Here is a 12299-nt window from a genome sequence, read left to right on the forward strand (position 1 = left end):
ACCACAAATGCAATACAAATCAGGCAAAATTCCGCTCAACTTACATGAGGTTGAAGGTCTTTTTTTCAATCAGAGTGTGACAGTTTATTTTTTTAAACGGATTTTGCCTTTGGGCTGAGTCCGCGCGAATTGAATTGGAGCGGCCTGTAAGCGTTCTAGCAGTAAGTTGATGCGTTTGATTTTGTGCGCTCGCACAGCTTTTCCCAAAAAAGAGGGCGCGTTGATGGGAAAGTAAATCATTTTGAATAAAAAATTAACCGCTTCCAAAACCTCTAAATTGGCACTGCCGTCGGTATTGGGTTGTAAGTGCAATTCGGTCAAGCTGGTGAGCCAGCCCTTGCCTTTGCGAAAGACTTGTATGCCGTTATGTTCGGACAGGTGTTTGTAGCCGTAAGCTTGTGCAAAGGTTTGTATGGTAGACAAGATGTTGTCTTGGCTAGGAATATGAACCACGCATTTGGGTGCCGATTTGGCAGCATTCTGAGCCATCCATGCCATTGCTCCCAAAAGAACGCCAAGATACGATAAAAAGGCCAATAAAAATATGAGCATCCAAACAATATCTGACATGGTAATCCTTCTATGATGAGCAAAAAAGATGCGTGGGTTCAGTCACGCATCTTGGTTCAGGCTGACATTGATTCCAATAGAGTGTTGTTTGCGTTGTTGATAGGTTTCCCAGTTTTCAAGCGGCCTTAAAAAACGCGATAATTCTTGTAAGGCATCCAAATAGACATTGCGTTTGAAGTCTATGACTTCATCGACAGGTGCCCAATAATCATGCCAACGCCATGCATCAAATTCAGGTTTGGTATTGGCACGCAAATACACATCGCATTCACGCCCAGTTAGGCGCAATAAATACCAAATTTGCTTTTGCCCACGATAAGAACCGCGCCATTCACGTTTCACCCAAGTACTGGGCACATCGTAGCGCAGCCAATCGCGTGTGCGCCCTAAGATTTTGACATGGTGTGGTGACAAGCCGACTTCTTCCATCAATTCTCGATACATGGCTGCTTCTGGGCTTTCGCCTGGTTTGATGCCGCCTTGTGGAAATTGCCAGTTGTATTCTCGTACACGTTTGCCCCAGAATACTTGATTGCGATTGTTGACGATGATGATGCCAACATTGGGGCGATAACCTTCTCTGTCTAACATGCTCATTCGCCCAATATGAATAATAGTTACTTACATTGTCGCATAAATGCATTGGGGCAGCCATATTTGTGTCACAGATAACGGTGGCTTTGCAATCAGTGTTCGGGCGTGATGAAGATCATTTATTTTTGTAAAAAGCGAAAAATCAAATGTGGGCAGTGCAGCATAATCAAAGTTGGTAAGTTGTGGTCATTGGCTTGGCTATTGGTGAAATCTCTTGCATGGTAGGTTAATAATGGCCACGGCGTGAGGCGTGCACGCAAGGTAATATTGGCTGGCGCTTGACTGAGTAAGTGATCGATATTGTGGTTGTAAATATCAATATAGGTGATGTTTTTTAAATCTATGGTTTTGGTACGCAGATGCAAAGTCGGTAAATACCAATACAAGCAATGTTCTTCAAAGACCAATTCCGTTTGAAAAATACCATGTAATAGATTCAAAACCAAATTTCTAAACAACATCACTGCCAAAGCCAATAAAATGATGTGCCACATAAAAGATGTTGTAGATGGGGAGAAACCAGACCAAAGAGGTAGCCAAGTGCTCCAAGAAGAGCTCATGATTTGTGAACACTGGTTACTGACCAAAGCACAAGTATAAGGCATTAAAAATGTCAAAATGAACAGCAAACCCAAAGTTTGCCAAATACAAATCAAAATATGGCGCAAGCGTGCTTCTGCGGAAAAGCCGAGGCGAAGTAAAGCGCTGGGTGGTTCAGAATGTGCCATGATAATCCTGATGATTTTGTTGCTTGGTATGATATTGATTTTGATTGTGTTTTTTGGTTCGGCGTCAAGCTTGGGAATCGTGCTTGAATGTTTGTGTTTTGCACCATTTTGCAAAATAAGTGATGGCTGAGTGGGTTTTAGAGCCATCTTCAGAATCATGTATAATAGTGTGTTTTTAAATTTTTCTGAGCATGTCTATTTCAAAAAGGCATTGCAAAATAAGAGATTGGGATGTACACACATGCAGCAATACCATGATTTGATGCGCCATGTTTTAGAGCATGGACAAGACAAAGGCGATCGTACGGGTACGGGTACACGTTCGGTTTTTGGTTACCAAATGCGCTTTGATTTGAGCGAAGGTTTTCCTGTTTTAACCACTAAAAAACTGCATTTGCGTTCTATCATTCATGAATTGTTGTGGTTTTTACAGGGCGACACCAATATTCGCTATTTGAAAGACAATGGCGTGTCGATTTGGGATGAATGGGCGGATGAAAATGGTAATTTGGGACCTGTATATGGTTATCAGTGGCGTTCTTGGCCCAATCCTAATGGCGGTCACATTGACCAAATCGCCAATGTGATTGAGCAGATTAAAACCAATCCCAACTCACGTCGCTTGATGGTGTCGGCTTGGAATCCTGCTTTGGTCGATGAAATGGCGTTGCCGCCTTGTCACGCTTTATTCCAGTTTTATGTGGCCGATGGCAAGCTCAGTTGCCAATTGTACCAACGCAGTGCCGATATTTTCTTGGGCGTGCCGTTTAACATTGCGTCTTATGCATTGCTGACGATGATGGTGGCGCAAGTGTGCGGTTTGAAACCAGGTGATTTTGTGCATACTTTGGGCGATGCGCATTTATACAGCAATCATTTTGAACAAGCGCAATTGCAATTGACCCGCACACCTAAAACTTTGCCAACAATGCAAATCAATCCTGAAGTGACCGATTTGTTCGCCTTCAAATTTGAAGACTTTGAATTGGTCGGTTACGAGCCTGATGCACACATCAAAGCGGCGGTGGCGGTATGACACCACTCATCACCTTGGTGGTCGCAACAGCAAAAAACGGATGTATTGGCATCAACAACGACATGCCGTGGCACATTCCTGAAGACTTTGCGTTTTTCAAAGCCTATACATCCGGCAAACCTGTGGTGATGGGGCGCAAAACATGGGAATCTTTGCCTAAAAAACCGCTACCGAATCGCCGCAATATTGTCATCAGCCGCAATCAAAATTATGTCGCAGAAGGCGCAGAAGTGGTCGACAGCTTACAGGCCGCTTTATCTTTGTGTGCGCAAGAAGCGGAAACCATCATCATGGGTGGGGCGCAGATTTATGCTGAGGCTTTGCCATTGGCGACCGATTTGCGTATCACTGAAGTGGACTTAATGGTCGATGGCGATGCTTTTTTCCCAAGCATAGACAAAAATCAATTTGTAGAATGCGAGCGTTTGCCACATGTCAGCGCCAAAGGCATTGGTTTTGATTTTGTGCATTATCATCGTCAAGGTTGATTTGCAATAAAGTGATTAGAAGCGTCCTGTAACGATACAGGGCGCTTTTTTATATGGTTCAAATGTAAAAAGTAAAATTACGTGAATCTATTTTTATTTTTAAACTCAAAATTCAGGAAGTGGCTCAATATGTAAGAATTGATTAAGAGGATGTGAGAATGATGTGGTTAATATGGTTGGGTATGAGCATCGTCAGTGCCATCAGTGGGCTGATGAGCAGTCGCCGTTATTTGAAATCTACATCTGCAAATCGAGGCAGTATCACGTTTTACCATGTGGTTGCGGCTTTGAATTATGTTTTGTTTGCGTTTGGTTTAGTGAGTATTGCGGGATATTTATTGGCATTAGGGACGTTGGTGCAAATCAATTTGCTGTTATTACAAACGATTACTTGTGTGATGAATGTCAGCATTGCTTTGTCGGCATTGCGAAAAGTGGGGCGTATCTTAAAAGAAAATGGTCAACAAAAAGGTGTTGAAATGGTTACACGGAGGTTACCCCAACAAATTTAAATCCAAGTGATGCCATAGTGAACAAAAGATTTTTCATGCCGTTTGGCGAGCGATTGGTATGTCACTCAGGTTTGTATGTTCTGCTTGGGTTTGTTCTTTATCAAGTGAATAAAATCATGTAAGCTTTAGAAGAGGTAAAAGTGTGCAAGCAAAAGTATATTTTGACTTGGGTTTGCGTGAGCAATGATGACGATAAAGACAGTGATGAGTACTTTAGAATTAACCAAACAATTGATGGCAAGAGCTTCGGTGACGCCTGCGGACGAAGGTTGCCAGCAAGTATTGATAAACAGATTGGAAGCGCTTGGCTTTACGGCTGAGCGTTTGCGTTTTGGTGAAACCGATAATTTGTGGTTGCGTTTTGGCACACAAAGCCCGTTGATTTGCTTTGCAGGCCACACAGATGTGGTACCAACAGGACCTGTGGAGCAATGGACTTCTGATCCATTTTTACCGATTGAGCGTGACGGCAAATTGTACGGTCGCGGTGCGGCGGATATGAAAACCAGCATTGCCGCTTTTGTGACGGCATGTGAGCGTTTGCTTGCCGATCAGCCTGATTACCCTGCCAGTATTGCATTGCTCATCACTTCTGACGAAGAAGGCGATGCACACGATGGTACGACCAAAGTGGTGGATGTGTTGCGTGAGCGTGGCGAACTGATTGATTATTGTGTTGTGGGTGAACCAACGAGCAGTACGGTTTTGGGTGACACCATCAAAAACGGTCGTCGCGGTTCCTTATCGGGCAATTTAACGGTGATTGGCAAGCAAGGTCACATCGCTTATCCGCATTTGGCGATTAATCCTGTGCACACATTTGCCCCTGCAATGGCGGATTTGACGCGTGAAGTGTGGGATGAAGGCAATGAATATTTTCCTGCGACCAGTTTTCAAATTTCCAATATTAACGGCGGTACAGGTGCTACCAATGTGATTGCGGGCAGCTTGAATGTGAAATTCAATTTCCGTTTCAGTACCGAAGTGACGGCAGAGCAATTGAAACAGCGTGTGCATGCCATTTTGGATGCGCACAATATCCAATACGAATTGGCGTGGTCTTTGTCAGGTCAACCATTTTTGACCGATGCAGGCCGCTTGACTGAAGTGGCACAAGCGGCGATTGCGGCCGAATGTGGTGTTCGCGCCGAGCTTTCTACCACAGGCGGTACCTCTGATGGCCGTTTTATCAAAGCCATTGCAAAAGAGTTGATTGAATTGGGCCCAATCAATGCCAGCATTCACCAAATTGATGAACATGTGAATGTGGCCGATATTGAGCCATTATCGAATATTTACCAACGTATGTTGGTGTCTTTGGCAGTTTAAGGGAAAGTGTAAATGTCTTCTTTGTATGGTAAACATTTTTTGAAGTTGGCGGATTTTTCACAAGCTGAAGTTTTGTCTTTGTTAAGTTTGGCGGCAGACTTGAAAGCGGCTAAGAAAAACGGTACTGAAACACAAGCTTTGCGTGGCAAAAACGTGGCGTTGATTTTTGAAAAAACCTCGACTCGTACCCGATGTGCTTTTGAAGTAGGCGCTGCCGATCAAGGTGCTACGACCACGTATTTGGGCCCCACTGGCAGCCAAATCGGTCACAAAGAAAGCATCAAAGACACCGCGCGCGTGTTGGGTCGCATGTATGATGCGATTGAGTATCGTGGTTTTGGTCAAGAGATTGTGGAGGAGTTGGCGCAATACGCTGGCGTGCCTGTTTACAATGGTTTGACAGATGAATGGCATCCAACACAAATGTTGGCGGATTTGTTGACCATGCAAGAGCATTCTACCAAGCCTCTGAATGAAATTTCGTTTGTGTACACAGGCGATGCACGTTGCAATACGGGCAATTCTTTGCTTGAAGTCGGTTGTTTGATGGGTATGGATGTGCGCATTGCAGCACCTAAAGCCTTGCAGCCAAGCGCTGAGGTGTTAGCGCATTGTATGGCTTTGGCGGCACAAAGCGGTGCGCATGTATTGGTGACGGAAGATTTACAGGCCGCTGTGCAAGGCGTGGATTTTATTCATACCGATGTGTGGGTGTCTATGGGTGAGCCTGAATCGGCGTGGCAAGAGCGCATTGCTTTGCTCAAACCTTATCAAGTGAACCGTGAATTGATGAGCGCATCAGGCAATGCCAATGTGAAATTTATGCATTGCTTGCCCGCTTTTCATGACAATGAAACCAAAGTGGGTCGTTGGATTGAAGAAACATTTGGTTTGGTGGGCGTGGAAGTGACCGATGATGTGTTTGAAAGCGAGGCCGCTGTGGTATTTGACCAAGCGGAAAACCGCATGCACACGATTAAGGCTGTTATGGTAGCGACTTTGTCACAATAAGTTTGATGGTTGTTTTTAAGCGTCCTGTAAATGTTACAGGACGCTTAAAATAGCACATGTGTATCAACGGCGTTCTTGGCGGCGTATCCAATAAATGGCAACAATCAAGAATAACAATGTTGGCAATACGGCAGCGACTGCTGCGTTGATATTGTACAACTGAGCGCTGAAAGCAAAAAAACGATTGGCAAAGTGAAATGCCACGCCAATGAAAATGCCGACAAACAATTTCAAAGTGGTGTTGCTGCGGCGCGTGTTTTGCGGCGTGAATGCCAAGGCAATCAAGGCCATCGCCAAAGCGGCAATCGGATACGTGAGTTTGCGCCACCATGCAATTTCATAACGCTCAGATTGTTGTTGGTTGGCATTCAAATGTTGAATGTAATTGCCCAAAGCCATCAAAGACATTTGTTCTGGTTTGACTTGCAAAGCGTTCAAAACATTGTCATCGATTTGCAAAGCCAGCGTTAATTGCGCTTGTTTAGAGGCTTTGCTGCTGTTGGGTTGTAAATCAGTGATGGCGACATCGGTCAATTGCCATTGGTCATTGCCTAAATTTTTCGCTTGTTTGGCATACAAAGTTTGGGTCAATTGGTAATCAGCGTTGTGGCTGTAAATGGTGAAATCGCGCACACTTAAATCAGGCAATAACTCACCAAAATTGACATAGCGACCTTCATTTTTAATCCAAACACCTGACTGTCCAACGGGCGCATCTTTGCTTTGGGCATGGTTTTTGACCCGCTCAGCCCATTGTTGGGTTTGCGGGGCGAGCCATTCACCCAAAACAGCGGTCAAAATGGCAAACACCATGCCAAATCCAAGCAAGATGGTGACAAAGCGTTTGGTTGAAATGCCACTGGCTTTCATGACCGTCAATTCACTGCTGTTAGCCAGGCCTGATAAAGCAATCAAGCCGCCAATCAACACCGCCAAAGGCAACAATTCGTAAATGTGCGCAGGAATGAGCAAGGCAACATAGACAAGCATGTTGCTTACGCTATAACCATCTTTGCCCAAATCGGCACTTTCATTCAAAACATCAAAAAACACATACAAAGCCAATAAAGCAATCAGGCTAAATAGTGTCATGGAGCCCAAGCGTTTGAGTAGGTAGCGGGTCAATAAACTCATGCGCGGTTTCCTTTCACTGCGGCTTTTAAAGTCGGCCAAAATGCGCCATTAGGTTGATTTCGATAACGCAACATCAGCCAAGCCAATGCCATCATGAAAATGTGCATCGGTAAAAAGCCAACCCAGAATGGTAAACCATCTTCAATCGCACGGCGCAGTAAAGTTAAACCGTTTTGATACACTAAAAACAGACCCACTGCGGCAATCAAATTGTAGCTGTGACCTGAGCGGGTATTAAAATGTGACAAAGGCACAGATAGCAGACCTAACACCAATACGGTTAAAGGCAGGGACAAACGCCACATCAATTCTGCTTGATGGCGAGGCTCATGACTGCCAAGGAGCGTCATTGTTGGAATGGCTTGGCGAGCGGTGCTGGCTGTAATGGGCTCAATGTCATTTTTTAGCAATAAATCCAATTGTGCAAAATGCACCACTTCATAATCGGCTTGTCCCGGTGTGCCGACATAGCGGCGACCATTGAGCAATTGTAAAGAGCGTTCAGTGGCATGTGGGTCTATGTTGAAATTACCAGATTGTGCGGTGATGACCGCACTTTTGCCATCTTCCATTTGTTCACGGATGAATAGGTTTTGGGCAATGCCTGCTTCGCTGTCGAATGTTTCGATGAAATACAAACGATGATCCCCAATACCACGAAACACACCTTGCTCGACCATAGACAAAGCTTGTTGTTGTTTGAGAATTTGTGCGTATTCTTGGCTGCGACTTTCTGCCCAAGGCAATACCGCCAAGGTCAAGCCGCCAATCAATAAAGCAAAGGGTACGACAAACCATGCCACAGGTTTGAGCCAGCTGTGCAAAGACAAGCCACCTGCGCGCCATACTGCCATTTCGCTGTCACGCCAATAACGGGTTAATACGGTTAACAAACTGATGAAGACCGTTAGAATTAACAATAAGGGCGTTAAACCAACCATCCAAAAGCCAATCAAAGCACCGACGGCATCGATGGCGACACGGCCGTCTGCGGCACGTCCAAGTAAGTTGACCACTTGCGTGCACAATAAAATCGCCAACAACACCAAAAATATACCTATGGCGGTGTAAGAGAGTTCTTTTATAAATTTGCGTTGATAAATCATAATGAGCTGTTTGCCCTAACTGGCATGGTTTTAGAGGTTGTCGTCAGGTACAATAAAGTGGTTTGACGGCATAGACTTCTATTAGCCAAAATTTGGAGATAAATGATATGAAATTTAGCATAAATAGCGAAAAAAATCAGCCAGAACCAGCATCGGCTTATGTTCAGGTCACAGTAAAAGGCGATAAAAAAGAAGCGGTAGCGTATGCTGAAGTATTGAATGCATTGCAAAATACTTTAGATGCAGATGCGGCGGTAGACAGTGTCGTAAATTTGACTATGGTAGATGCAACGCTAGTACCTATGGCAGTGTTGCAAGTGACGGCAGATGCCACACGTGCCAAAATTGAAAAACAAGCTGTCAAAATTGCACAGTATTTTGAAGAGCGTCAAGCCAGCCACGCTGTGGTGGATTTGACTGCTTTGACCGCTGAGCAAGGCGCAGAGTGCTTGGAAACTTTGGTATTGGCATTTGACAAAGCGGCTTATCGTTTTGACGAACACAAACGCGATGCCAAAGCAGTGTCTTTACAAGAAGTTGAATTTTTGGCAGATGACAGCTTACAGGCCGCTTTGAATACAGCGGTGGTTTTGGCTAAAGCGATGGCATTTGCCAAAGATTTGGGCAATCAAGCACCCAATATTTGCACACCAACATTCTTGGCTGAGCAAGCCCGAGCCCATGCTGAAGCCGTAGGTGCACAAGCGGTGTTACATGATGCAGCTGCCATCCAAAGCATGGGTATGGGTTCATTTTGGTCTGTGGCCAAAGGCAGTGTTGAAACACCTTATTTGATCGAATTGACGCACAATGGCGCCGCAGATGCCAATGAACAGCCGTATGTGTTGGTTGGTAAAGGCATTACTTTTGATACAGGCGGCATTTCGTTAAAGCCAGGCGCCAACATGGATGAAATGAAATATGATATGTTCGGTGCGGCTTCTGTGATTGCAACATTCTGTGCTGCAGCCGAGTTGAATTTGCCGATTAATTTGAAAGCCATTGTACCAACTTGTGAAAACATGCCTTCAGGTGGCGCAGTGAAACCTGGTGATATTGTCAAAGCAATGAATGGCATTAGCATTGAAGTATTGAATACCGATGCCGAAGGACGTTTGATTTTGTGCGATGCGCTGTCTTATGCAGAGCAATTCAAACCTAAAGCAGTCATTGATGTCGCCACGTTGACGGGTGCTTGTATTGTGGCATTGGGTCACCAAGTCAGTGGTGTGATGGGTAATGATCAAGCATTGGTAGATGAATTGGTACAAATTGGTACAGATGTGAATGATCGTGTGTGGCAATTGCCTTTGTTTGAAGAATATCGTGACCAATTGAAGAGCAATTTTGCTGATTTGGCCAATATTGGTACTCCTGGTGCGGGCACGATTACCGCAGCCACATTCTTGTCTTATTTCACCGAAAACTATTCTTGGGCACACTTGGATGTGGCAGGTACGGCTTGGGTTAGTGGTGCTAATAAAGGTGCAAGTGGTCGTCCTGTACCGTTGTTGTTGAATTATTTGCGTGCACAAGCTGAGAAATAATAGATTTGATATAAATCAATGAAGTCTTGATAGGCCTATATTCTGATTGAATATAGGCTTTTTTTATGTGGAAAGCTTGTCTTAGATTAAAACGCGTTCCTTTATTTTTGGCATGCTTTTGCCTGCTGAGTGAAATGTATTTTTCGTTTGGTAACCCTTGTCGCAGTCATATGCCTTGTGGAAAATGTTATTTAAATTATTGATAAAATTGTAATAATACTTTCATTGAGTATTTTTAGCATATTTACAGAAAATTATTCTAATAAGCAAAAGGAAAATGTCATGAACAACTATTTGTGGCAAGACATGTCTTTAGATGATGTGATTGCAGATTCTCATCCTTATGAATATGTTCATCAGTTTTCTAATGGTCAGAAAAGAAAACTATGGGTTTTAGATGAGGAAGTGCCGTATCCTGATGGCCGGATGATTGTTTCTAGAACAGATTTGAATGGGGTGATTACCCATGCCAACCAAGCTTTTGTTGATATTTCTGCTTATGAGCGAGAAGAGTTAATTGGTGCGCCGCAATGCATTTTACGTCATCCAGATATTCCAAATAGTGTGTTTAGTCAGATGTGGCAAACGATTCAAAGTGGTCAATCGTGGTTTGGTTATGTGAAAAATTTGCGTAAAGATGGTCGTTATTATTGGGTTTATGCTTCGGTCAATCCCAATTATCGTGATGGTAAAATCGTTGCCTATACTTCGGTTCGACGCAAACCTGCGCGGGCTAAAATTTTAGAAATGGAAACATTCATTAGTCAATATACAAAGGTGTCTTGAAATGAGTGACATTCATTTGCGTTTTGCGATTGCTCCCGATGTACATCCAGATTATTTATCAGGTTGGCATATTTTTTTGCGTTATTTGCAAAAACAACTACAAGTACGTTTGAATATTACAACGTATGAAAATTTTGGACAATTGCGCCAAGGCTTAGAAAATGATGCTTTGGACTTGGTATTTGCCAGTGCTGCCGATTGTAGTTTTTTAGTACAGCAAAAGCATTTTCAAGTGGTGGCGAGACCTGAAAATGATGTCACCGAAGTGATGGTATTGTGTCGAGAAGATGAGCCATGGCAAAGTATGGACGATATGCATGATGAGTATCATGCGATTGCTTGTGTTGATAGTCCAGAAGTGCAGCAATTGGGTTTGATTTTATTAGAATGTGCAGACATTGATGCCGATCACATTGACATGCAAACAGCGCAAAATCATTTGCAAGCCGTCAAATATTTGATGAATGGTACGGTGGATTTGGCTTTTGTGCCAACAGATGTGTATCACTCTTGGAGTGCTACTTTGCGCAAATCAGTACGCCCATTGGTGCAAACGATGAAAGACGATGTTGAGGTATTAAGCCATGTGTTGTTGTTATCACCTCAATATCCGACTGTATTAGAACCGTTGAAGAATATTTTGAATGATTTGAATGGCAATACCTATCAAGGCATGTTGCAAGATATTAATATTAGAAAATGGCGTATTTTAAACGACAACAGCGACATTGATTTTTTAATCGATTTGGTCGACACTTTGCAAATTTGAGTATTGAGAATAATGAAAATAAAAAAACGTGCCATTGGGCACGTTTTTTTATTCGGCTTCGTCTATCCAAGCTTGTTGAATCGCTTCTAAGATTTTTTCACCACAACGATCGGGATCATCGTTAAAATCAGGCAAATCCAAAACCAATTGACGCAATTGGGTAAAGCGGATGGTTTTGGGGTCGATGTCATCGTGAGTGTCAGCCAAATCTTCGGCAATGCGTAAGGTGTCAGTCCATTTCATGGTGGGTTCCTTATTTTACAGGACGCTGTTAGTGTTCACGTGCATGGTTAATGGTGTATTTTGGCAATTCTACCACCAAATCTTTGTCCGCTACTTTGGCTTGGCAGCTCAAGCGTGACAAAGAGGTCAAGCCCCAAGCTTGGTCTAACAAATCTTCTTCCAAGTCCGTCGCTTCTTCTAAGCTGTTAAAACCTTCACGTACCACCACATGGCAAGTGGTACATGCGCATGATTTTTCACAAGCATGGTCGATGTCAACATGGTGTTGTAACAACACGTCACAAATGGTTTGACCTTGTTCGGCGTTATTGATTTGTGCGCCTTCAGGGCACAAGACAGGATGAGGTAATACCGTGATTTTGGGCATGTGGTTTCCTAATGGTGGAACAAGAAGCGGATTCTTGTTCTTAATTCAGCAATTTGGTGTTACAGGACGCTGTATAAGC

15 protein-coding genes are annotated in these 12299 nt (G+C 43.6%); 8 read left to right on the top strand and 7 right to left on the bottom strand.

The genetic code is table 11. From position 1 onward, the window contains the following. Window positions 1-84: 84 nt before the first annotated feature. The 3 genes from H150_RS14660 to H150_RS0101855 all read right to left on the bottom strand — a co-directional run bounded on the left by H150_RS14660 (window position 85) and on the right by H150_RS0101855 (window position 1892). Window positions 85-570 carry a hypothetical protein gene (locus H150_RS14660; RefSeq protein WP_051082961.1) on the bottom strand — a complete coding sequence of 162 codons (486 nt, stop codon included), beginning with the start codon at window positions 568-570 and terminating at the stop codon, window positions 85-87. A 42-nt stretch (window positions 571-612) separates the two neighbouring features. Continuing rightward, the gene (locus tag H150_RS0101850; protein WP_019957342.1) at window positions 613-1161 is read right to left on the bottom strand and encodes an RNA pyrophosphohydrolase; all 549 of its coding nucleotides are present in this window, start codon (window positions 1159-1161) and stop codon (window positions 613-615) included. A 122-nt stretch (window positions 1162-1283) separates the two neighbouring features. After that, on the bottom strand, window positions 1284-1892 hold the full coding sequence (locus H150_RS0101855; protein WP_019957343.1) for a hypothetical protein: 609 nt from the start codon (window positions 1890-1892) through the stop codon (window positions 1284-1286). Between the two features lie 241 nt (window positions 1893-2133). On the opposite strand from H150_RS0101855, the gene H150_RS0101865 reads away from it, so the two are divergent. From H150_RS0101865 to argF, 5 genes are all read left to right on the top strand, one after another. Continuing rightward, entirely contained in the window at window positions 2134-2928 is a 795-nt protein-coding gene (locus H150_RS0101865) for a thymidylate synthase (RefSeq protein WP_019957345.1), read from the top strand. Next, on the top strand, window positions 2925-3416 hold the full coding sequence (locus H150_RS0101870; protein WP_019957346.1) for a dihydrofolate reductase: 492 nt from the start codon (window positions 2925-2927) through the stop codon (window positions 3414-3416). Before H150_RS0101865 ends, H150_RS0101870 begins: the two co-directional genes overlap by 4 nt. Before the next feature lie 158 nt (window positions 3417-3574). Further along, window positions 3575-3928 carry a hypothetical protein gene (locus tag H150_RS0101875; protein ID WP_019957347.1) on the top strand — a complete coding sequence of 118 codons (354 nt, stop codon included), beginning with the start codon at window positions 3575-3577 and terminating at the stop codon, window positions 3926-3928. 204 nt (window positions 3929-4132) lie between these two features. Beyond that, window positions 4133-5257 carry a succinyl-diaminopimelate desuccinylase gene (dapE, locus tag H150_RS0101880; RefSeq protein ID WP_019957348.1) on the top strand — a complete coding sequence of 375 codons (1125 nt, stop codon included), beginning with the start codon at window positions 4133-4135 and terminating at the stop codon, window positions 5255-5257. A gap of 12 nt (window positions 5258-5269) precedes the next feature. Continuing rightward, window positions 5270-6268 (top strand): ornithine carbamoyltransferase, encoded by a 999-nt coding sequence (gene argF / locus H150_RS0101885; protein WP_019957349.1) that lies wholly within the window; start codon window positions 5270-5272, stop codon window positions 6266-6268. Window positions 6269-6331: 63 nt separating this feature from the next. Here the strand turns inward: argF and lptG are convergent, their stop codons facing one another. Together lptG and lptF are read right to left on the bottom strand one after the other, a co-directional pair. Then, entirely contained in the window at window positions 6332-7402 is a 1071-nt protein-coding gene (gene lptG / locus H150_RS0101890) for an LPS export ABC transporter permease LptG (protein WP_019957350.1), read from the bottom strand. Continuing rightward, the gene (gene lptF / locus H150_RS0101895; RefSeq protein ID WP_019957351.1) at window positions 7399-8508 is read right to left on the bottom strand and encodes an LPS export ABC transporter permease LptF; all 1110 of its coding nucleotides are present in this window, start codon (window positions 8506-8508) and stop codon (window positions 7399-7401) included. Before lptF ends, lptG begins: the two co-directional genes overlap by 4 nt. A gap of 107 nt (window positions 8509-8615) precedes the next feature. Here lptF and H150_RS0101900 point away from each other — a divergent pair, with 107 nt between their 5' ends. From H150_RS0101900 to H150_RS0101910, 3 genes are all read left to right on the top strand, one after another. After that, window positions 8616-10055 carry a leucyl aminopeptidase gene (locus H150_RS0101900; RefSeq protein ID WP_019957352.1) on the top strand — a complete coding sequence of 480 codons (1440 nt, stop codon included), beginning with the start codon at window positions 8616-8618 and terminating at the stop codon, window positions 10053-10055. Window positions 10056-10337: 282 nt separating this feature from the next. Next, a complete protein-coding gene (locus H150_RS0101905; protein ID WP_019957353.1) occupies window positions 10338-10841 on the top strand; it encodes a PAS domain-containing protein in 504 nt (167 codons plus the stop codon). Between the two features lies 1 nt (window position 10842). Further along, window positions 10843-11610 (top strand): phosphate/phosphite/phosphonate ABC transporter substrate-binding protein, encoded by a 768-nt coding sequence (locus H150_RS0101910; protein ID WP_019957354.1) that lies wholly within the window; start codon window positions 10843-10845, stop codon window positions 11608-11610. Window positions 11611-11658: 48 nt separating this feature from the next. Here the strand turns inward: H150_RS0101910 and iscX are convergent, their stop codons facing one another. Both iscX and fdx read right to left on the bottom strand, forming a co-directional pair. Continuing rightward, complete coding sequence (gene iscX, locus H150_RS0101915) at window positions 11659-11853, bottom strand: Fe-S cluster assembly protein IscX (protein ID WP_019957355.1); 195 nt, start codon at window positions 11851-11853, stop codon at window positions 11659-11661. A 28-nt stretch (window positions 11854-11881) separates the two neighbouring features. Beyond that, complete coding sequence (fdx, locus tag H150_RS0101920) at window positions 11882-12220, bottom strand: ISC system 2Fe-2S type ferredoxin (protein ID WP_019957356.1); 339 nt, start codon at window positions 12218-12220, stop codon at window positions 11882-11884. Window positions 12221-12299 lie beyond the last annotated feature (79 nt).

The organism is Vitreoscilla stercoraria DSM 513 (assembly GCF_000382305.1).
Classification (GTDB): domain Bacteria; phylum Pseudomonadota; class Gammaproteobacteria; order Burkholderiales; family Neisseriaceae; genus Vitreoscilla; species Vitreoscilla stercoraria.